We start from the raw sequence: 21489 nt of genomic DNA, 5'->3' as shown, positions 1-21489 counted from the left end.
TCTTAAAGCGCATCTTCGTCGTTCAATCCGGCCAGATGCCGGGGCTGGTCGGGGCGCCGTCGTCATGGGCCGACAGCCAGGCGATCGTGTCCTCGCGGTAGCGGGTCAGCCCCTTGTAGTCGACCAGCTCCGGCGGCAGCGTCCGCAGCACCCGCGGCAGGCGCCGCGCCCATTTCGGCACCGTCACCAGCTCGTTCATGTTCATCAGGTAGCAGCGGATGACGAACAGGATCGCGTTCGACCGCGGCAGCCGCCACAGCGTCTGCAGCTCGACCCGCAGATGCACCTTCTCGCCGACATTGTCCGGCGTCACGGTCGCCCGGTCCGGGCCCCATTTCGGATAGTTCTCCGGGCTGGTGTCGAGCCGCGGATTGATCGTCATGGTCCAGTTGAACCGGCGCGTCGGCCGGCCCTGCTGCAGGTTGAGCAGGAATTTCAGCGCCCGGTCGAACACCCCGATCTGATGCGCCAGCGGCACCGGCCCGTGCCATTCCATGAAGTTCATGCCGATGTCGAAATCCAGCGACCAGTCGGCCTGGGTCGTGACCATGCCGGCATCCATCCACAGATTGCCGTTGCGCTGGTCGACGATGCAGAAATCGCCCTGGGCCTGCCGGGTGATGTATTCGAACGGCTCATAGGGCAGCGTCGACGGGTTGCCAAAGGTGAAGCTGTCGTCGATGCCGAGCGGCCGGTTGATCCAGCGCCACTGGTCGCCGTTGCGGATCAGGGTGAAATGGTCGGGGTAGCCGGCTGCCTGTTCCTCCATCAGTAGTTCCAGCGTGTCCCATTGCGCGCTCATCATGTGCGGCAGGGCCTGGTAGCGCAGCGGATCCTCGGCCAGCACCAGCGCCCGGTCCCGCATCTCGGCGACATAGTGCTCGTCGACGTCGATCAGGTTCTCGTAGACCGTGCCCGCCTGCCCCCGGACATGCGGCTCCATGTTGACGGAGTACATGTAGGCGTCTTCGTGGAACGGGAACGGGAACCGGCGGATATTCTCCGGGCTGTTGCGGTAGCTGAAATCGTCGCGGAAGGTCTCCTGCTTGAAGACGATCGCCATGTCCGGCCTCCTTGTCCCGCGCTCTATGGCTGCCTGCTACAGGTCGAGATGCAACGTCGTCCCCTCGAAGCGGGACACGCAGACCATGACCTTGCCGCCGGCCGCCTTTTCTTCGTCGGTCAGATAGACATCGTGATGCAGCAGCGTGCCGTCGCAGGCGACGACCGCGGCCTCGCACTGGCCGCAGGCCCCGCCGCGGCACAGGAACGGCGCATCGACGCCCGCCGCCTCGATCGCATCCAGCATGCTTTCGTGGTGGCCCACATGGACGGTCTTGCCCGACCGCAGCAGTTGGATGGTGAAGGGCTTGCCGGGCAACGGCGCCAGGAAGCGCTCGAAGTGCAGATTCTCGGCCGGCCAGCCGGCCTCCATCCCCGCCTTCAGGACGCCGTCGATCATGCCGGACGGCCCGCAGACATAGAGATGCGTGCCGAGCGGCTGGCTGTCGAGCAGGCGGCCGAGCGGGAGGACATCGCCCTCCGCATCGCAGTAGATCGTGACCCGATGCGGATAGCGGTCCTGCAGCTCGCGCCAATAGGCGCCGCGGTCGCGGCTGCGGATGGCGTAGTGCAGCTCGAAATTCAGCCCTTCGCGGGCGAACTGCTCCATCATGGCGATGAAGGGCGTGATGCCGATGCCGCCGGCGACCAGCAGGTGCTTGCGGCCGCGCCAATCCGGCTGGAACAGGTTGATCGGGTGGCTGATCCTCAGTGCGTCGCCCTCCCGCACCCGCTCGTGAAGGAAGGTCGACCCGCCGCGCGAATTCTCGACATGCAGCACGCTGACCTCATAGGCCGAGCAGTCGTGCGGCGGCGACATCAGCGAATAGGCGTTGCGGCGGATATGGCCGTCATCGTCCATCGAGACGATGACATGGGCGCCGCCGGAGAAATACGGCATCGGCTGGCCGTCCAGCCGCTCGAAGCGGAAGCGCTTGACCCGTTCGGCCACCGGGGTGATGCGGGTCACGCGGACGGGGAGTTCGGTGCCGCCGCTCACCGGAACAGCTCCTCTGGCGCCGGTGCGGTGCCCGGTGCCTCGGCATCGACATTCACGCCCTGGAAGGCGCCAAGCCGGCGCGAATAGTGGTCGCGCACCAGCAGCGCCAGGCCGCAATGGCTGCAGGCGAAGGGGCTGGTGGTCACGTCCTCGGTGATGCCCTTGCAATGGACGCACTGGACCCGCCGGGCCAGCGACCCGCGATGCTCGGTGATCACCGAGGCATGGTCCATGCCGCGGTCGAGCGCCACCGCCATGGCCTGGCCGATGAAGCCTTCGGTGCCGGAGATGTAGAGCCGCGTGCCCATCCGCGCCGTCGCCAGCGTGTCGTTCAGCCGGAACACCAGCGTGGCGATGCTGGGCACGGTGCTGAAGGCATTGGCGCCGAGACCCAACAGAGCCTCGTCATACCCCCGCCCCTGCGAGCCGCAGGGCGCGTACAGGATCTCGCTGCGGGACAGGATCGGGCTGTCGAGCGCCACCCGCCGGTCGAGCAGGGCCAGCGCCCCCTCCCCTTCGAGCGCGAAGACATGCCGCCGGGCGTGGGGCTGGATGTCGAGTCCCCGGTAGACCGGCCGGCTCTTGATGCCTGCGACGAGCATGGCCGGCCCTCAGCCCACGGCGGTCCGCTTCTTCTTCTCCGGGTCGTCGAAGGGCAGCGTGTGGGAGCTGGCCGCTGCCTCCAGCGCCTTGCCACGCACTTCGAGCTTAGTGCCATGCACGGCCTTGTCGACATCGAGGCGCGCGATCGCCATGGATTTCCGGGTCAGCGAGGAATAGCAGGGACAGGTGATGACCCCGACCTTGCGGCCATCGGCCCAGACCTCGTCGCCGGCATCGGCCGGGCGGTCGGCATCGATTAGCAGGCCGAAGATCTTGAACCGCTCCTTGCCCTGCAGGCGGATGTGTTCTTCCGCCCCGCGGAAGCCGGTCTTGCCCGGGCTGACGGTGAAGTCGAGGCCGAGCTCCCACAGCGAATCCCCCGGGCCCTGATCGGCGAAGGGATACATCTGCGAATTGTCGTAGGGATAGAACAGCAGGTAGCTTTCGACCCGCAGCATGTCGAGGACGCTGAAGCAGCACGGGATGATGCCCATGCCCTTGCCCTCCTCGACGATCGTGTCCCAGACCAGGGGGGCATCCTGGCCGCGGACGAAGATCTCGTAGCCGCGCTCACCGGTGTAGCCGGTGCGCGAGATCATCACCGGCACGCCGAACAGCGTGGTCTGCATGTGGTGGAAGTATTTGAGGTCGCGGATGCCGGGGACGTGCTGGGCCAGATAGTCGACCGCCAGCGGCCCCTGCAGCGACAGGTCGTGCAGGTCGTCGTCGAACAGCACGGCGCAGTTGCGCCCCGCCGCCTGCTTGGCGATTTCCTCATGGCCGGAGCCGGAGCCGTGGACCAGCATCCAGCCATTCGGCCCGGTGCGGTAGACGATGCAGTCCTCGGTGAAGTAGCCGCGGTCGTTCAGCATGCAGGCATAGACCGACCGGCCGGGCGTGATCTTGGCCATGCTGCGGGTGGTGACGTATTCGAGCACGGCGATGGCGTGCGGCCCGACCAGATGGACCTTCTTCAGCCCCGACACATCCATCAGGCCGGCCTTGGTCCGGACCGCCACATGCTCTTCCGACATGTCCTTGGCGTAGGTCCAGGCGGTGCCCATGCCGCTCCAGTCCTCGAGCTTCGACCCCAGCGCGCGATGACGGTCGGCCAGGGCTGAAAAGCGCCACGATAGAGCCATCGTCCGGTCCCCTGTTTTTACTCTACAGAATATTTATTTCCTCACTATAGGCATGTTTCGCGCCGTGACAAGCCGATCTTGTGCGGTTGGCCGGCCTTGGGCCCGGCCTAGAAGGCCGGCGGCACCCGGCCGGCCGCGCGATGCGCCGCGATCACGGTGTTGGCCATCAGCATGGCGATCGTCATCGGCCCGACGCCGCCCGGAACAGGGGTGAGAACGCCGGCCACATCGGCCGCTTCGGCGAAGGCGACATCGCCGACCAGCCGGGTCTTGCCCTCGCCCTTTTCCGGCGCCGGGACCCGGTTGATGCCGACATCGATCACGGTGGCGCCGGGCTTGATCCAGCCGGCCCGCACCATTTCCGGCCGGCCGACGGCGGCGACCAGGATGTCGGCGCGGCGGCAGACCTCCGGCAGGTCGGCGGTGCGCGAATGGGCGATGGTGACCGTGGCGTTGGCGTTGAGCAGCAGCTGCGCCATCGGCTTGCCGAACAGGTTGGACCGGCCGATCACCACGGCGCTAAGGCCCGACAGGTCGTCGCCATGGGTGCGGCGGACGAAGACCATGGCGCCGGCCGGGGTGCAGGAGACGAGGCCGGTGGCGAGGTCGCCGGTCGCCAGCTTGCCGGCATTGACGACATGCAGCCCGTCGACATCCTTGTCCGGCAGGATCGACTGGATGATCGGGTCGGATGCCAGCGGCTTCGGCAGCGGCAGCTGGACCAGGATGCCGTGGATCGACGGGTCGGCGTTCAGCGCGGCGACCAGCGCCGCCAGATCCGCCTGCGTCGTCGTCGCCGGCAGCGTGTGCTGCACGGAATTGAAGCCGCATTCCTTCGCCATCCGGCCCTTGGCGCCGACATAGGCGTGGCTGGCCGGATCGTCGCCGACGATGACGACGGCCAGGCCGGTCTTCACGCCGGTCTCGGCCTCCAGCGCCGCGGCCGCCGCCTTCACCGTGCCGGTGATGGAGGCGGCGACCTGCCGTCCGTCGATGACCTGCGCCATCGGTCAGCCCATCCGTTCCGAGGCGTAGCTGCCCGGGCTGGCCGGGAAGACCACGGTGCGGTTGCCGTTGATGAAGGTGCGGTGGTGGATATGGGCATGCACGGCCCGGGCCAGCACCTGGCTTTCCACGTCGCGGCCGATCGAGACGTAGTCCTCGGCGCTCTGGGCATGGGTGATGCGGGCGGTATCCTGCTCGATGATCGGGCCTTCGTCGAGATCCGCGGTGACGTAATGCGCCGTCGCCCCGATCAGCTTCACGCCGCGCTCATAGGCCTGCTTGTAGGGGTTGGCGCCCTTGAAGCTGGGCAGGAAGGAATGGTGGATGTTGATGATGCGCCCCGACATCGTCCGGCACATCTCGTCCGACAGCACCTGCATGTAGCGGGCCAGCACGATCAGCTCGGTGCCGGTCTGCTCCACCAGCTCCATGATCTGCGCCTCGGCCCGCGGCTTGTTCTCCTTCGTCACCTTGATGTGGTGGAAGGGGATGTCGTGGTTGACCACGACCTTCTGGTAGTCGAAGTGGTTCGAGACGACGCCGACGATGTCGATCGGCAGGGCGCCGATCTTCCAGCGGTACAGCAGGTCGTTCAGGCAATGGCCGAAGCGTGACACCATCAGCATCACCTTCGGCCGACGCTCGCTGTCGTAATACTCGTAGGTCATGCCGAACGGCGCCGCGACTGCGGCGAAGCCGGCGCGCAGGTCGGCCTCGGACCGGCCTTCCTCGGAAATGAAGCTCACCCGCATGAAAAACTCGCCGGTGTCGAGATCGTCGAATTGCGAGCTGTCGATGATGTTGCAGCCCTGCCCTGCGAGATAGGTGGAGATCGCGGCGACGATGCCGCGGGTCGACCTACACGATACGGTCAGCACGAAGTTCTTCATCCGGTCCATCCCGAGGCCTAGGTCGTTGCAAAAACAGGCATGCGACTTATCGGCTGTGCGAGACCGTCATGCACGGCGCAAAGCGCCGCCCTTGAGCTTAAAAGCGGCGATCCGGCAGCCGGAAGACCTGGATCGCCGCGCCGCGCCATCACGGTTCGACAGATCAACCGCCGATATCAGATATCGAGCGTGGTGTCCTGTTCCCATTGGGTGAAGTGGGACGCGTAGGCGTTCCACTCCTGGTGCTTGAGCTTGAGATAGGCGGCAGAGAAGTCCGCGCCGATCGCCTGCTTGAGGCCCTCATCCTCATCATAGGCGCGCAGCGCGTCGAGCAGGTTGAGCGGCAGGCGCGGCGCGTTCTTCACGAGATGGCCTTCGGTGTACATGTCGATGTCGTGATGCGGCCCCGGATCGGCATGGGTGCGCACGCCGTCCAGCCCGGCGGCGATGATCACGGCCTGCAGCAGGTACGGGTTGACCGCGCCGTCCGGCAGCCGCAGCTCGAACCGGCCGGGGCCGGGCACCCGCACCATATGGGTGCGGTTGTTGCCGGTCCAGGTCACCGAGTTCGGCGACCAGGTGGCGCCCGAAATCGTGCGCGGCGCGTTGATCCGCTTGTAGGAATTGACCGTCGGGTTGGTGATCGCCGCCAGCGCTGAGGCGTGCTTCATGATGCCGCCGAGGAACTCGCGGCCCTCGGCCGACAGCCCGAATTCGGCCTCCCGGTCGGCGAAGACGTTGGTCCGGCCGCTGTTGTCCCACACCGAGATGTGGCAATGGCAGCCATTGCCGGTCAGCCCCTTGAACGGCTTGGGCATGAAGGTCGCGCGCAGCCCGTGCTTCTCGGCGATCGACTTGACCATGAACTTGAAGAAGGAATGCTTGTCGGCGGTCTGCAGCGCATCGTCGAACTCCCAGTTCATCTCGAACTGGCCGTTGGCGTCCTCATGGTCGTTCTGGTAGGCGCCCCAGCCGAGCTCCAGCATGTAATCGCAGATCTCGGCGATGATGTCGTAGCGGCGCATCAGCGCCTGCTGGTCGTAGCAGGGCTTGCCCGCCGTATCGAGTTCGTCCGAGATCCGGTTGCCGTCGGGGGTGACCAGGAAGAACTCGGCCTCGACCCCCGTCTTCACCCGCTTGTCTTCGGCCGCGGCTTCCTTGACCAGGCGCTTCAGCACGTTGCGCGGAGACTGGGCGAGCAGTTCCCCATCCAGCCTACAGTCGCTGGCGACCCAGGCGACATCCTTCTTCCACGGCAGCTGGATGACGGAGGACGGGTCGGGCACGGCAAACAGGTCGGCATGGGCCGGCGACATGTCGAGCCAGGTGGCGAAGCCGGCGAAGCCCGCGCCGTCCTCCTGCATCGCGGCGATCGCCTGGGCCGGGACGAGCTTGGCGCGCTGACCCGAGAACAGGTCGGTGTAGCTGATCATGAAATATTTGATGCCCCTGTCTTTCGCAAAGGCAGCAAGGTCCAGCGTCATTCTCAGCCCCCTGTGGCTTCCCGTCGACGTTTTGGTCGTTATCAGGCGACCGGGGCGGTTCCGCCCCAGCCGCCTGCCGTCAGTCGCGTCCCTGGCCCGGGATCCAGTCCGTGCCCGCCAGCGGCACCCGCGCCATGGCGGCGGCCGGGACCGTGAGGGCACAGAGGTCTTCGGGTTCCAGGTTGTGCACGTGATTCTTGCCGCAGGCGCGGGCGATGGTCTGTGCTTCCAGCGCCATAACCTTGAGATAATTCGCCAGTCGGCGCCCGGCCGCGACCGGGTCCACCCGCTTCATCAGCTCCGGATCCTGGGTGGTGATGCCGGCCGGGTCGCGGCCTTCGTGCCAGTCGTCATAGGCGGCCGCGGTGGTGCCCAGCGCCTCGTATTCCGCAGCCCAGCGCGGGTCGTTCTCGCCGATCGCGATCAGCGCCGCGGTGCCGATCGACACGGCATCGGCGCCCAGCGCCAGGGCCTTGGCGACATCGGCGCCGTTGCGGATGCCGCCCGAGATGATGAGCTGGACCTGCCGGTGCATGCCGAGATCCTGCAGCGCCTGCACCGCCGGGCGGATGCAGGCCAGGGTCGGCATGCCGACATTCTCGATGAAGACCTCCTGCGTCGCCGCGGTGCCGCCCTGCATGCCGTCGACCACGATGACGTCGGCGCCGGCCTTCACCGCCAGGGCGGTGTCGTAATAGGGCCGGGCGCCACCGACCTTCACATAGATCGGTTTTTCCCAGTTGGTGAGCTCGCGCAGCTCGAGGATCTTGATCTCGAGATCGTCCGGCCCGGTCCAGTCGGGATGGCGGCTGGCCGAGCGCTGGTCGATGCCCTTCGGCAGGGTGCGCATCTCGGCCACCCGGTCGGAGATCTTCTGGCCCAGCAGCATGCCGCCGCCGCCGGGCTTGGCCCCCTGGCCGATGACGATCTCGATCGCGTCGGCGCGGCGCAGGTCGCGCGGGTTCATGCCATAGCGCGACGGCAGGTACTGGTAGACGAGGCATTCGGAATGGCCCCGCTCCTCCTCCGTCATGCCGCCGTCGCCGGTGGTGGTCGAGGTGCCGGCCAGCGTGGCGCCGCGGCCGAGCGCTTCCTTCGCCGGGCCGGACAGCGACCCGAAGCTCATGCCGGCGATGGTGATCGGGATCTTGAGCTCGATCGGCTTCTTGGCATGACGCGCCCCGAGCACGACATTGGTGCCGCACTTCTCGCGATAGCCTTCGAGCGGATAGCGCGAGATCGAGGCGCCGAGGAACAGCAGGTCGTCGAAATGCGGCAGCTGGCGCTTGGCGCCGGCGCCGCGGATGTCATAGATGCCGGTGGCTGCGGCCCGCCGGATTTCCGAGATGGTGTATTCGTCGAAGGTCGCCGAGACCCGAGGCTTGGTGGGCGGGTTGTGATAGCTCATGACAAACCTCGATCAATAGGCGTCGGCATTGTCGACGTGGAAGTTGTAGAGCTTGCGCGATGAGCCGTAGCGGCTGAACTCCTCCGGCCTGGCGTTGGTAACGCCGGCCTTGTCGAGCAGTTCGGCCAGGACGGCGATGTGCTCCGGCCGCATCTCCTTCTCCACGCAATCGGCGCCGAGGCTCTTGACCTTGCCGCGCACGAAGATCCGGGCCTCGTACAGGGAATCGCCCAGGGCTTCGCCCGCATCGCCCAGCACGACCAGGTTGCCGGCCTGGCCCATGAAGGCGGACATGTGGCCGATGCTGCCATGCACCACGATGTCGATGCCCTTCATCGAGATGCCGCAGCGCGAGGAGGCGTTGCCTTCGATCACCAGCAGGCCGCCGCAGCCGGTCGCCCCGGCATACTGGCTGGCGTCGCCTTTGACCACGACGGTGCCGGACATCATGTTCTCGGCGACGCCCGGCCCGGCCGAGCCGTGAATGGTGATCGTCGCCTCGTCATTCATGCTGGCGCAGTAGTAGCCGACGCTGCCCCTGACATCGATCGTCACTGGCGCGCTGACGCCGACCGCGACGGCATGGTGGCCACGCGGATTGACGACCTCGAACTGCCGGTCGTTGTCACCCGGGGCGATGTCGTGCAGCGCCTGGTTGAGGTCGCGAAGGGAGGTCACGGCAAGGTCGAATGTTGGCATCGTGTCGCCCTGAGATGAGATCGAGCCGAGGGGAGGAAGCCGTGCGAGGGGCGTTCAGCGTTCCCAGAAATAGACGGTCGCCGGCTCCGGCTCCCAGATCCGGGCGGTGTCGATGCCGGGCAGGCTGACCAGCGCGCGGTATTCGGACCCGAAGGCGACGTAGCGGTCGGTCTCGGCCAGGATCGCGGGCTTGCAGGCGATGGCATCGCGGACGACGCCGAAGCCGGATTTGGTGCCGACGACGAAGGTGAAGAAGCCGTCGAGGTCGTCGACCGCGCCTTCCAGCGCCTGGCCGAGATTCTTGCCCTTCGCCATCTCCGCGGTCAGGTAGGCGGCGGCGACCTCGGTGTCGTTCTCTGTCTCGAACGACATGCCCTGGTGCCGTAGCTCGCGGCGCAAATTGTTGTGGTTCGACAGCGAGCCGTTGTGCACCAGGCACTGGTCGGACCCGGTCGAGAACGGATGGGCGCCCAGCGTGGTGACCGCGGATTCCGTGGCCATCCGGGTGTGGCCGATGCCGTGGGTGCCGGACATCCCGGCGACGGCGAAGCGGGACAGGACGTCCTTGGGCAAGCCGACCTCCTTGTAGATCTCGATCGCGTCGCCGCTGCTCATCACCCGGACATCCGGCCGCAGCCGCGTGATGGCCGCCCGGCCTTCGTCCAGCTTGTCCCTCGGCAGCAGGAGGACGGCGTGGGTGCTCTTGACCTCGATCGACACGGGCGCGTCGAGCGCGCCTTGCAGCTCGCCCGCCAGGCCGGCGAAGTCGGCTTTCGGATAGGCGGACTGGATGGTCAGCTTGGCGTGGCGATGGTCGGTGTCGCCATAGATCGCGATGCCGGCGCTGTCCGGCCCGCGATCCGTCATCGTCACCAGCATGGACGAGAGCAGGCTGCCGAGCTGCGGCTCGAGGCTCCTGTCCTTGAGGAAGAGACCCACAATCCCGCACATGACCGCAACCCTCCGCTTGCCTTCGGAAGAGGGATAGCAGGCCGTTTCGCTTCCCTCAATTACGAAGAATAATTTTTTCCTTCAAGGCAAGTCAACCCTTGGCCGAGCGCTGGGGGTAGCTGATGATCGACAGGTACCGGCTGGGCAGCTTCACCAGCACTTCCGGCCCGTGCGGCGCATCGGCGTCGAAGAACAGGCTGTCGCCCGGCTGCATCGGAAACAGCTGGTCGCCGTGGCGGTAGACCACCTCGCCTTCCAGCATGTAGAGGAACTCCATCCCCTCGTGCTGGAAGGTTGGGAACACGTCCGAATCCGCGGTCAGCGTGATCAGGTACGGCTCGACCACGACGCCGGTGGTGCCGCCGCCGATATAGCCGAGCAGGTTGTACTGGTGGCCGGCGCGCGTGCCGCGGCGTTCGAGCTCGACCCCCTGCCCCGATTTGACGAACACCGCGTTGTGCGGCTCCTCATAGCCGCGGAAGAACGCGGTCAGCGGCACGCCCAGCGCCCGCGACAGCGACTGCAGGGTGGTCAGCGACGGCGAGATGTTGCCGTTCTCGATCTTCGACAGCATGCCGAGCGAGATGCCGGTGGCGGCGGCCAGGTCCGTCACCGTGATGCCAAGCTTCTTGCGATAGGCCCGCACCTCGTGGCCGATCGCCATCTCGAGGTTGTTGTCCTTCGGTTCGCGCACCGCGTGCGGATCCTGGGAAAAGGCGACGGCCCGGCCACGCGGCGGCTTCTGTTGCGCCGGGTCTTTGGTCTTGGATGTCATCGATGAATCCTGGCGAATGATGCCCGGGCCCAGGCTATCGCCATAGTGAAATTTCCTCAACTCTGGAGAAAACTTCGGGCGCCGCGGCGATCCTCGTGAGCCATGGGAGACAGCCGCGTTCAGGCCCGCGGCCGGGTCTTCTGCGGGTCGTAATGCGACAGCGGCACGATGACGGCGGGCAGCCGCTTCTGGTGGCCGTCCAGCTTGCCGATCTCGACCGCGGTGCCGACGGCGGCATGGGTCACGTCGATCCGCGCCAGGGCAATGGTCTTGCCGAGGATCGGCGAGCGGGTGGCGCTGGTCACCACGCCGATCTGGGCCCGGCCGATATGGATGCAGTCGCCATGGCCGACCGCGTCGTTGGACTGCACGTCCAGCCCGACCAGGCGGTGGCGCGGATGCTCCTTGCGCTCGATCAGCGCGGTACGGCCGATGAAATCGTCGGTCTTCGACTTCAGCGGCACGGTGAAGCCGATGCCGGCCTCGAACGGGTCGGTCTGGTCGGTGAATTCATGGTTGGCGAAGACCAGCCCGGCCTCGATCCGCACCATGTCCAGCGCCTCCAGCCCCATCGGCTTCAGGCCGTGCGGCTGCCCGGCCTGCCACACGGCGTCGAACACGGCCAAGGCGTCCTTGGGATGGCAGAAGATTTCGTAGCCCAGCTCGCCGGTGTAGCCGGTGCGCGACACCACGACGGGTGCGCCTTCGAAGCCGCCGATGCGGCCGACGGTAAAGCGGAACCACTCCAGTTCGCCGATCGTCGGCTGGCGCGGCGCGGTCCAGATGATGTCCTTGAGGATGTCCCGGCTGGCCGGGCCCTGCACCGCGATGTTGTGCATCTGGTCGGTCGAGGACCGGACCCAGGCCTTGAAGCCCATCTTCTCCGCCTGCTCGCGCAGCCACAGGCCGCTGGCATCGTCGCCGCCGATCCAGCGGAAGTTGCGGTCGCCGAGCCGGAACAGCGTGCCGTCGTCGATCATGCCGCCATGGTCGTAGCACATGGCGGAATAGACGACCTGGCCGGTCGACAGCTTGCGGACGTCGCGGGTCAGGCAATATTGCAGCAGGGCCTCGGCGTCGGGGCCGGTGACCTCGAACTTGCGCAGCGGCGACAGGTCGATCACCACGGCCTTCTCGCGGCAGGCCCAGTATTCCTCGACTGGCCCGGCGGAAGAGAAGCGGTTGGGCAGCCAACAGCCGCGGTATTCCGCATAGTCCCGCGTCAGCGCGGACAGGCGGGGATGGAAGGCGGTTTCGCGGGTCAGTTCGGGGTCGGCATCGGGCGTCATGCGAATGGCCACCGCTCGTGAGAAGGTCTCTTTGCCGGAAAACGTCCGGATGTGGATGTCGGTCGGGTCCCAGCCATTCGCCGCGTCGATGTCGTCGGGGCAGGAGGACGAGACGCAGACCAGGTCCGTCAGCGCCCGCATCAGCACATAGTCGCCGGGGCGCGACCAGGGTTCGTCGAGATACAGCTGGTTGGTGTGGTCGATATTGGTGTTGTAGAAATAGTTCAATGCTTCCCAGCCCTTGCGGGCGGCGATGCCATAGGGCGCCAGGGCGGCGTTGAAGTTCTCGGTGCAGTTGACATGCCCGGGATAGCCCATGTCGTCGTAGTAGCGGGAATTGCAGGCGGTCGCGAAGGCGTCGTGACGGCCGACCGTATCCTGCACGATCTCGACCAGCGGCTCGAAATCCCGGTCGAAGGCCTTGGAGGGCAGGCCCGGCACCGGATAGCTGCGGCCGAGCAGCGTGCGGGTCACGGTTGAATCCAGCGCCAGGTCCAGGCCCTTGTCGACCTTGCGGGCCGAGAAGGCCTGGAAGTCGGTGCATTGCCGGCCGTAGACGTCGATCACCTGGATGAACTCGCCGGCCCGGACGACATAGGCCGAGGCCGTGGCGGCACGGATGCGGATGTCCTCGATCGGGTCGGCCAGCGGTTCGGGCAGGGCCGCGGCGTAGTCGCGGACCAGCCGGCTGCGCCGGACCCGCAGCTCGATCGGCGTCGCCGTGTCCTGGGCGTCCGGCAGCATCACCGCCCCGGGCGCCACGGCGATCAGCAGCCCCTGGCCCTGGATGGTGAATTCCGCCCGCTCGCCCGGCCGGGAGCCCTCGCCGAACAGGCGGGCGGCGCCGGCGGAGGCCAGGTCGACACCGCGCCGCGCCAGGGCGGCACGGGTGCGCCGGGCGCCGTCATCGTTGCCTGCGAGGCAGGCCTTCAGCCCGTCGGCCGCGGTGGTGAAGGGCAGGCCGAGGCCGGCGGCGAGGAACCGCCCGGTCTCATCGAGGAACGACAGCTCGCAGGCCTGGCCGCCCTCCAGATCGGTCACCATCACCTGGTCGCCGGCCTCGACCCGGATGACCAGCGAGCCGCCGCCGCGCACACGATACCGCTCGGTCCCCGGCGGCAGCACCGGGATGCCGGGAGTGCGGATCAGACTGGGGGAGGCAGGGCGCACGCCGGCCGTCAGCGGATGGAGATCTCGCATGGACCCTCACGGGAATGGCGCAGTCGAGCACGCAGCGCAGGTTACAAAATGCGGTCCGAAAGTAAAGCCATATTGACCAAGGGGAAAATATCTTCACTATGTATAAAGGCTTCGAATGGGGCGGATCTGCGGGGGAATGCGGATCGCCGAGACGGCGGCGCGGTGGGACGCGCCGGGGGGAGGCACGTTCAGCAAGGCGTGAAAAGAAACGTCCTGAACAACGACAGGGGAGCATCACCAATGGCAGACGTGGTGAATGTGGACGGTGCGGTCCCGGCCGGCGGCGAAGGCAGGCTGATCCGCGCCCTCGACTGGAAAGGCGCATTCTGGGTGGCCGCGGGCGTGCCGCCGCTCGTGCTCTTCTCCATCGGCGGCATCGCCGGCACGACAGGCAAGCTGGCCTTCGTGGTGTGGATCATCTCGATGGTGATGGGCTTCCTGCAGTCCTTCACCTATGCGGAAATCGCCGGCATGTTCGGCAACAAGTCCGGCGGCGCCTCGGTCTATGGCGCGACCGCCTGGCTGCGCTATTCCAAGTTCATCGCGCCGCTGTCGGTGTGGTGCAACTGGTTCGCCTGGTCGCCGGTGCTGTCGCTGGGCTGCGCCATCGCCGCCGGCTACATCCTCAACGCCTTCTTCCCGATCCCGGCGGCCGACGCGCAGCAGGTGGTGGCCTGGATCGCCGCCCATGCCGGCTCGATCACCGCGGACAGCCCGCGCGTGGCGGAGTGGCTGGCGGCGCATGCCGGCTCGACGCCCAGCGATGCGATCTCGGCCCTGCTCAGCGCCGACGGCGTCGCGGCCCTGACGCCCGCGATCCGCACCTGGTCGCTGACCAGCTTCGGCATCCCGTTCCTCGCCACCGCCAACATCAACGCCACCTTCTTCATCGGCGCGATCCTGATGCTGGTCATCTTCGCGATCCAGCATCGCGGCATCGCCCAGACCGCCAGCGTGCAGAAATGGCTGGCGATCATCGTGCTGGTGCCGCTGCTGCTGATCGGCCTGTACCCGATCTTCAGCGGCCAGATCCAGTGGGCGAACGTGACCGGGCTGGTGCCGCCGAGCGCGGCCTATTCCGCCGTGGAGGGCAGCTGGAGCAATGGCGGCTGGACGCTGTTCCTCGGCGGCCTCTACATCGCCGCGTGGTCGACCTACGGCTTCGAGACGGCGGTCTGCTACACCCGTGAGCTCCGCAACCCGAAGACGGACACCTTCAAGGCGATCTTCTACTCCGGCCTGGCCTGCTGCCTGTTCTTCTTCCTGATCCCCTTCACCTTCCAGGGCGTGCTCGGCCATGAAGGCATGCTGGCGACCGGGGTGGTCGACGGCACCGGCGTCGCCGAGGTCCTGGGCGGGCTGATCAGCGCCGGCCCCGTCATCACGCAGATTCTGGTCGCGCTGATGATCCTGGCCCTGTTCCTGGCGATCATGACCGCCATGGCCGGGTCGTCGCGCACGCTGTACCAGGGGTCCAAGGACGGCTGGCTGCCGAAGTATCTCGAGCATGTGAACGAGAAGGGTGCCCCGACCCGCGCGATGTGGACGGACTTCACCTTCAACCTTGTCCTGCTGGCGATCGCGTCCGACACCGGCGGCTATTTCTTCGTCCTGGCCGTGTCCAACGTCGGCTACATCATCTTCAACTTCCTCAACCTCAACTCCGGCTGGATCCACCGGATCGATTCCGGACACATCGCGCGGCCCTGGAAGGCCCCGACCTGGCTGATCGGGCTGAACACGGTTCTGGCCTTCGTCAACGCGCTGTTCCTCGGCGCCGGCGCGAAGGTCTGGGGCTATGAGAACGCGCTGTGGATCGGCTTCGCCTTCGCCGCCCTGATCCTGCCGGTGTTCGCCTATCGCCACTATGTGCGCGATGGCGGCAAATTCCCCGCCGGCGCAATGGACGATCTCGGCCTGGTCGGCCAGGACCTCGGGGTCAGGAAGGCCGGCATGCTGCCCTACCTGGCCCTTGCCGGCGGGCTGGCGATCGTGCTGATCGCCAACTGGGCGTTCCAGCTGCCGGCGTGACGACCCGAAAGGACCAAGCCCCTATGCGCCGCGCCGCATAGGGGCGGTCCGCCCTCTGCCCAGATGAGCCCTCGCCCGAGGCCCCCCAAAGCCGACGGGACCGCAGGCGGCGTAGAGGGCCTGTCGGCTACTTTGCCCGATGTGCGGTGATGATCCACGCACGCGAATCGAACAGCACACCGTCCGCGGTCAGGTGCGTTTCGAGCAGACCGCGCAGCCGCTGCCGCGCCGCATCGGCCTCTGCATCCGTTCCGGCCAGCGCATCCCTGGCGAATTGCAGACCGATCACGGACTCGTAGGCCGCATCGACGTCCGGACCATAGAAGACCGGTTCGTGGACCTCGGCAAAGTCGACCGAGACAAAGCCGGATGCGTTCAAGAGGTCCGTGGCGATGGCCGGGTCACCCAGCGAAAACGCCGGGGCGGCATCCGCTGCTGCGACAGTCTCCGGGGCCAACGTCTGCCGGATCACGGTCGCCCATTCGTTGCGGCCCCGGCTCTGCCACACCATCCACGCCAGGCGCGCCCCCGGCCGCATCGCCCGGCCGATATTGGCGAAAGCCGCGGCCGGATCGGCAAAGAACATCGTCCCAAATCGACTGATGCACAGGTCGAAGCTGGCGGGGGGAAACGCCTGCAGCTGTGCGTCGCCCTCCTCGAAAACGACATTCCGCAACCCCTCTTGCGCGCTGCGCCGGCGAGCGACCTCGAGCATCTCCGCCGACACATCCACGCCCAGCACGCTGCCTTGCACCGCGATGCGTGCAACCTCGCGCGCGGTCAGTCCCGCACCGCATCCGATATCGAGCACGCGATCGCGCGGTCCGACCTGGAGGGCCGCCCGGAAGACCTCGTTGTGCCGCCGCAGTTCAGCGTCGTAGAAGTCGGCGCAGTTCAACACCATCGCACACCTATTCGGGTCAACGAACGATTGGCACGGGGTTCGGCGCTCGGAGCGTCTGATACCATATCTTCGCCGGACGCCCCTCACCGATCGCTTCGACCGCCGCCGCCGCCGTTCAGGCCGCGTCTTGACGTCCGGATGTCCCCTACTCCGGGGCCGGCCCGGCCCAGAGGTCACGCACCAACCCCGCGAGGATCAGGGATTCGGCCCAGCGGTCGGCGGTGTCGTTGCCGTCCGGTCCGGTGATCGCATAGGGCTTCGGGCCCAGCTCGCAGGTAAAGGACAGCGACGCGTCCGCGGCGGCACGCCGGCGCCAGCTGCGGAAGCCGTGTCCCCACCAGTCGAGGAACAGGTCGACCCACATCCGGTGATGCGGGAACGAGATCTCGATCTGGACCTGCTCGCGCGAGGCGACGCGCCCGTGGAAGGCCCAGGAGTTATCGAGGATCCGGTGGATCAGCGCGTGATCTTCGTCCGACACCGGCCAGGCGAACTCGCGCCCCACCAGGAAATGCGACAGGTCGGCGAGCAGCGGCAGGTCCGGGAACCGGTCGAGCAGGTCCAGGGTGAAGTACAGGTCCGTCGTCATCCGGTCGCGGTGGGTCTCGATCAGGACCGGGAAATCCACCTGCTCGGCCAGGCGGCGCCAACCTTCGATCAGGGGAACGCAGTCCTCGATCCGGCGCGGCCGTACGTCCGGCTGCAGGTTGAGGTGGTGAACCCCGAACTCCGCCGCGATCTCGAGCACCGGCTTCAGCTCGTCGACGGTCTTCGGGAAGCACACGCCCTCCACGACCAGGCCGGTGCCGCGCAGGCAATCGACCGTCCGGCGGACCGCCTCGCGGTCGGTCCACGGCGCGCTGATGCCGTCGAAACCGGCCCCCGCGATCATCTCGACATTGGTTTCGAGCGTGCGCTCGAAGCCGTCGGTGTGGCGCCGCTCCATCGCCCAGAGCGATTGAAGCACCAGAAGCCGCTGCATCCCCTGCCCCTCTCGATCGATCACGCTTTCCGCCGGCGGCGCTGGCGGTACTGGTCCGCAGCGACCGCGGCGACGATGATGCCGCCCTTCACGATGTCCTGGTAGTAGGCGTCGATGCCGAGGAAGGTGAAGCCGCTGGTCATCACCCCAAGGATCACCGTGCCGATCACGATGCCGGTGATGCGGCCGACGCCGCCGGCCAGGCTGGTGCCGCCGATCACCGCGGCTCGCCGTCGGCGCCTCAGATCGGGATCGGGTTGGCCCTGGCGAAATGGCAGGCCGCGAGATGCCCGTTGCCGATCGGCGCCAGCGGCGGCCGCTCGCGGGCGCAGACCTCCTGCGCCAGCGGGCAGCGGGTGCGGAAGCTGCAGCCGGACGGGACGGCGGACGGGCTCGGCACGTCGCCCTGCAGGATGATGCGCTTTTGCGGCCGGTCGGGATCCGGCTCCGGCGCGGCCGACAGCAGCGCCTGGGTGTAGGGATGGTGCGGCGCGCCGTAGACGGCCAGCTTCGGCCCGGTCTCGACGATCCGCCCGAGATACATCACCGCGACCCGGTCGGCGATGTGGCGCACCACCGCCAGGTCGTGGGCAATGAACAGATAGGACAGGTTCTTCTGCTCCTGCAGATCCTGCAGCAGGTTGACGATCTGGGCCTGGATCGAGACGTCGAGGGCCGAGACCGGCTCGTCCGCCACGATGAAGGCGGGGTCGAGCGAGATCGCCCGGGCGATGCCGATGCGCTGGCGCTGGCCGCCGGAGAACTGGCGCGGATAGCGGTCCATGGTGGAGGGCGGCAGCCCGACCTGGCGCAGCAGGTCCGCCACCTTGTCGCGCCGCTCCCGTCGCGACTTCACCAGGCCGAACACCTCGAGCGGCTCGGCGATGATCTCGGCGATGCTGCGCCGCGGACTCAGCGAACCGTACGGGTCCTGGAAGATCATCTGGACCTGCCGGCGCATCGCCCGCATCTGCCCGTGCGACAGGCCGGTCAGGTCGGTGCCGTCGACGAAGACATGGCCGGCGCTGGGCTCGATCAGCCGCAGCAGCAGCCGGCCGAGCGTGGACTTGCCGCAACCGGATTCGCCGACCAGCGCCAGCGTCTCGCCGCGGCGGATCTCCAGCGAGACGTCGTCGACCGCGCGCACCGCCGGTCGCGGCCGCCCGAAGGACAGGCCGCCGCCGTCCTGGAAGGTCTTGGTCAGCCCCTCGGCCCGGACCAGGGTCGCCCCGCCGTTCATCGCATGGCCCTCGCGCTGGGCGCCGGCTCGGCCGGGAGCGCCTGGGCCGTGACCCAGCAGGCGGCGCGGTGCTGCGGGCCGAAATCGAACATCGGCGGCCGTTCGATGGCGCAGCGGTCGATCCGCAGCGGGCAGCGCGGCTGGAACGGGCAGCCGGCGCCGACGCCGCCGGCCTGGGGCACCGACCCGGCGATCTGGTACAGCCGCCGGCGGTCGTCGTTGAGCCGCGGGATCGACTGCAGCAACGCCTGGGTGTAGGGGTGCGACGGCCGCCGGAAGATGGACCGGACGTCGGCATCCTCCACCACCCGGCCGGCATACATCACGATCACCCGCTCGCAGATGTCGGCGATGACGCCGAGATCGTGCGAGATCAGCAGCACCGCCGTGTTCAGCGTCGCCCTGATCTTCTTCATCAGGTCCAGCACCTGGGCCTGGATGGTCACGTCAAGCGCGGTGGTCGGCTCATCCGCGATCAGCAGCTTCGGGTGACAGGCGATGGCCATGGCGATCATCACCCGCTGGCGCATGCCGCCGGAGAACTGGTGCGGATAGGCGCCGAGCCGGCGCTCGGGGTCGGGCATGCCGACCAGCCGCAGCATCTCCACAACCTTGCGGCGGCGCTCCTCCTGGCTGACAGGCTCATGCAGCAGGATGGCCTCGCCGATCTGGTCGCCGATGGTCATGACCGGGTTCAGCGAACTCATCGGCTCCTGGAAGATCATGGCGATGTCGCGGCCGCGGATCTCCGGCATCCGCGCCCGCGGCAGGGCCAGGAGGTCGGTGCCCTCGAACAGGATGCGGCCCTGCGCGATCCGGCCCGGCGGCTCCGGAATCAGCCGCAGGATCGACAGCGAGGTCATCGACTTGCCGGAGCCGGATTCGCCGACGATGCCGAGCGACCCGCCGGCCTGGATCTCGAAGCCGACGCCGTCGACCACCCTCAAGGGCGCCGCCTTCGGACCGAATTCGACGACCAGATCCTCGACCTTCAGCAGGGGCGCGGTCACGAGGCGGTCTCCGGGTCCAGGGCGTCGCGCACCGCGTCACCGAACAGGTTGAAGGCGAGGACGACGCAGGTGATGGCGAAGCCGGCTCCGATGATCGGCCAGGGCGACCCGAACAGGTTGTTGAGCCCGTCGCGGATGATGTTGCCCCAGCTCGGGTTCGGCGGCTGGGTGCCGAGCCCGAGGAAGCTGAGCGAGGCTTCGAGCCGGATGGCCGAGGCGACCCACAGCGTCACCAGCACGACGATCGGCGCGGAGATGTTCGGCACGATGTGGCGGAAGATGATGACCGGCGTGCTGACCCCGACCGCGATCGCGGCCTCGATATAGGGTTCTTGCTTCACCGACAGGGTCTGGGCCCGGGCGACGCGGGCGAAGCCGGGCACGAAGGCGACCGTCAGCACGGCGACGACGTTCCAGAAGCCGCCGCCCAGCGCCGCCGCGATGATGATCGCCAGCAGCAGTTCCGGGAACGCCAGCAGCAGGTCGACGAGACGGGAGATGATGCGGTCGACCACGCCGCCGAAATAGCCGGCGACGACCCCCAGCGTGGTGCCGACCATCGCCGCCAGGGCCGGCGAAAGCAGGCCGAAGATCAGCGAGTTGCGCGAGCCGTAGATCATCCGGGACAGCACGTCGCGGCCGAACTGGTCGGTGCCCAGCCAATGCGCCCAGGACGGGGTCTGGTTGATCTTGAGGATGCTCTGCGCCAACGGGTTGTACGGTGCGATCCAGGGCGCCAGCACGGCCACCGCGACGAAGACCGCGATGGTCAGGGCGGCGAAGATGGTGGCCGGGCGGCCCAGCATGATGCGCAGCAGGATCGCGAACCGGTTCGGCGCCGGGGCGATGATTTCGACTGCATCGAGGATCGCGGCCATCAGGTCACCCGGATCCGCGGATCGACGATGATGTAGACGAAGTCCATCAGCAGGTTCACCAGCACCACGAACAGGGCGAAGACGATCACGCCGCCCTGGATGACGGCGTAGTCGCGCTCGGTGATCGCGCCGATCAGCAGCCTGCCGATGCCCGGGCGGTTGAACACCAGCTCGATCGCCACCGAGCCGGAGAGCGTCGCCAGCAGGCTGAGGCCCAGGCCGGTGGAGAGCGGCAGCAGCGCATTGCGCAGCCCGTGCCGGTAAATGACCCGGCGCTCGCTGGCGCCCTTGGCCCGCGCCGTCCGCACATAGTCCTTGCCGAACACCTCGAGCAGCGAGGTGCGGGTCAGCCGGCCGAGGAAGGCGGCCTTGACGAAGGCCAGGGTCAGCGCCGGCAGCACGATGTGGTGCAGGCGGTCGACGAAGCCGTCGCCGCCGCCGTTGATCGGGAACCAGCCGAGATTGAGCGAGAAGGCGATCAGCAGCAGTGCGCCGAGATAGAAGTCCGGGATGGCGTAGCCGATCAGCGAGAACACCCGGACCCCGGCATCTGCCGGGCGATTGCGGTGGGTCGCCGCCAGCACGCCCAGCGGGATGCCGGCGACGACGCCCATCACCATCGCGGCGACCGTCAGCTCGATCGTGTAGGGCAGGTTGTAGGCCAGCAGCTGCAGGACCGAGGTGTTGTTCATCAGCGACCGCCCGAAATCCAGGGTCAGGACGCCGCCGAGGAAGTTCAGGTATTGCTGCCAGAGCGGGACGTTCAGCCCCATTTTCTCGCGAAAGGCGGCGAGCTGGTCCGGCAGTGCGTTGTCCCCTAGCGCGGCCAGCGCCGGGTCGCCGGGCAGGATGCGCATGCAGACGAACACCAGCGTCAGCACCAGCAGGATGGTCGGAACCGCATCCAGCAATCGCCACATCAGATACCGCACCATG

20 protein-coding genes are annotated in these 21489 nt (G+C 67.5%); 1 reads left to right on the top strand and 19 read right to left on the bottom strand.

Annotated elements, in window-relative coordinates:
- Positions 1-22: 22 nt before the first annotated feature.
- From AB4112_RS14425 to AB4112_RS14370, 12 genes are all read right to left on the bottom strand, one after another.
- Positions 23-1063: a heme-dependent oxidative N-demethylase family protein gene (locus tag AB4112_RS14425; protein ID WP_441720573.1), complete on the bottom strand. Its 1041-nt coding sequence runs from the start codon at positions 1061-1063 to the stop codon at positions 23-25.
- A 36-nt stretch (positions 1064-1099) separates the two neighbouring features.
- A complete protein-coding gene (locus AB4112_RS14420; protein WP_441720571.1) occupies positions 1100-2062 on the bottom strand; it encodes a PDR/VanB family oxidoreductase in 963 nt (320 codons plus the stop codon).
- Positions 2059-2664, bottom strand: a complete 606-nt coding sequence (locus AB4112_RS14415; protein ID WP_441720569.1) for a dimethylamine monooxygenase subunit DmmA family protein — start codon at positions 2662-2664, stop codon at positions 2059-2061. Before AB4112_RS14415 ends, AB4112_RS14420 begins: the two co-directional genes overlap by 4 nt.
- 9 nt (positions 2665-2673) lie before the next feature.
- Complete coding sequence (locus AB4112_RS14410; RefSeq protein WP_441720567.1) at positions 2674-3807, bottom strand: aminomethyltransferase family protein; 1134 nt, start codon at positions 3805-3807, stop codon at positions 2674-2676.
- A gap of 107 nt (positions 3808-3914) precedes the next feature.
- Positions 3915-4814: a bifunctional methylenetetrahydrofolate dehydrogenase/methenyltetrahydrofolate cyclohydrolase FolD gene (folD, locus tag AB4112_RS14405; protein ID WP_309794484.1), complete on the bottom strand. Its 900-nt coding sequence runs from the start codon at positions 4812-4814 to the stop codon at positions 3915-3917.
- Positions 4815-4817: 3 nt separating this feature from the next.
- The gene (purU, locus tag AB4112_RS14400) at positions 4818-5702 is read right to left on the bottom strand and encodes a formyltetrahydrofolate deformylase (protein ID WP_309794486.1); all 885 of its coding nucleotides are present in this window, start codon (positions 5700-5702) and stop codon (positions 4818-4820) included.
- 176 nt (positions 5703-5878) lie between these two features.
- Positions 5879-7186, bottom strand: a complete 1308-nt coding sequence (gene glnT, locus AB4112_RS14395; protein ID WP_309794488.1) for a type III glutamate--ammonia ligase — start codon at positions 7184-7186, stop codon at positions 5879-5881.
- Between the two features lie 79 nt (positions 7187-7265).
- A complete protein-coding gene (locus AB4112_RS14390) occupies positions 7266-8594 on the bottom strand; it encodes an FMN-binding glutamate synthase family protein (RefSeq protein ID WP_441720564.1) in 1329 nt (442 codons plus the stop codon).
- A 12-nt stretch (positions 8595-8606) separates the two neighbouring features.
- Complete coding sequence (locus AB4112_RS14385; protein WP_441720563.1) at positions 8607-9272, bottom strand: protein GlxC; 666 nt, start codon at positions 9270-9272, stop codon at positions 8607-8609.
- 75 nt (positions 9273-9347) lie between these two features.
- Positions 9348-10244 (bottom strand): class II glutamine amidotransferase, encoded by an 897-nt coding sequence (locus tag AB4112_RS14380; RefSeq protein ID WP_441720561.1) that lies wholly within the window; start codon positions 10242-10244, stop codon positions 9348-9350.
- 91 nt (positions 10245-10335) lie between these two features.
- Positions 10336-11019, bottom strand: coding sequence for a helix-turn-helix domain-containing protein (locus tag AB4112_RS14375; protein ID WP_441720559.1), 684 nt, complete (start codon positions 11017-11019; stop codon positions 10336-10338).
- A gap of 119 nt (positions 11020-11138) precedes the next feature.
- Positions 11139-13508, bottom strand: a complete 2370-nt coding sequence (locus AB4112_RS14370; protein ID WP_441720557.1) for a DUF1989 domain-containing protein — start codon at positions 13506-13508, stop codon at positions 11139-11141.
- A gap of 240 nt (positions 13509-13748) precedes the next feature.
- Between AB4112_RS14370 and AB4112_RS14365 the strand changes: the two genes are divergently transcribed.
- Positions 13749-15539 carry an APC family permease gene (locus AB4112_RS14365; protein WP_441720555.1) on the top strand — a complete coding sequence of 597 codons (1791 nt, stop codon included), beginning with the start codon at positions 13749-13751 and terminating at the stop codon, positions 15537-15539.
- Between the two features lie 127 nt (positions 15540-15666).
- On the opposite strand, the gene AB4112_RS14360 is transcribed toward AB4112_RS14365, so the two are convergent.
- From AB4112_RS14360 to AB4112_RS14330, 7 genes are all read right to left on the bottom strand, one after another.
- Positions 15667-16443, bottom strand: coding sequence for a class I SAM-dependent methyltransferase (locus AB4112_RS14360; protein ID WP_441720553.1), 777 nt, complete (start codon positions 16441-16443; stop codon positions 15667-15669).
- A gap of 145 nt (positions 16444-16588) precedes the next feature.
- Positions 16589-17425, bottom strand: a complete 837-nt coding sequence (locus tag AB4112_RS14355; RefSeq protein ID WP_441720551.1) for a sugar phosphate isomerase/epimerase family protein — start codon at positions 17423-17425, stop codon at positions 16589-16591.
- 20 nt (positions 17426-17445) lie between these two features.
- Positions 17446-17646, bottom strand: coding sequence for a hypothetical protein (locus tag AB4112_RS14350; protein ID WP_441720549.1), 201 nt, complete (start codon positions 17644-17646; stop codon positions 17446-17448).
- 20 nt (positions 17647-17666) lie between these two features.
- A complete protein-coding gene (locus tag AB4112_RS14345; protein ID WP_441720548.1) occupies positions 17667-18665 on the bottom strand; it encodes an ABC transporter ATP-binding protein in 999 nt (332 codons plus the stop codon).
- Complete coding sequence (locus tag AB4112_RS14340) at positions 18662-19675, bottom strand: ABC transporter ATP-binding protein (RefSeq protein ID WP_441720546.1); 1014 nt, start codon at positions 19673-19675, stop codon at positions 18662-18664. The genes AB4112_RS14345 and AB4112_RS14340 overlap by 4 nt, the downstream gene beginning before the upstream one ends.
- Positions 19672-20553, bottom strand: a complete 882-nt coding sequence (locus tag AB4112_RS14335; protein WP_441720544.1) for an ABC transporter permease — start codon at positions 20551-20553, stop codon at positions 19672-19674. The genes AB4112_RS14340 and AB4112_RS14335 overlap by 4 nt, the downstream gene beginning before the upstream one ends.
- Entirely contained in the window at positions 20553-21488 is a 936-nt protein-coding gene (locus AB4112_RS14330) for an ABC transporter permease (RefSeq protein WP_441720542.1), read from the bottom strand. Before AB4112_RS14330 ends, AB4112_RS14335 begins: the two co-directional genes overlap by 1 nt.
- Position 21489 lies beyond the last annotated feature (1 nt).

Source organism: Inquilinus sp. 2KB_23 (assembly GCF_052115705.1).
Taxonomy (GTDB): domain Bacteria; phylum Pseudomonadota; class Alphaproteobacteria; order DSM-16000; family Inquilinaceae; genus Inquilinus; species Inquilinus ginsengisoli_A.
Note: the sequence above shows the minus strand (reverse complement) of the source record. Positions and strands in the feature narration are given on the sequence as shown.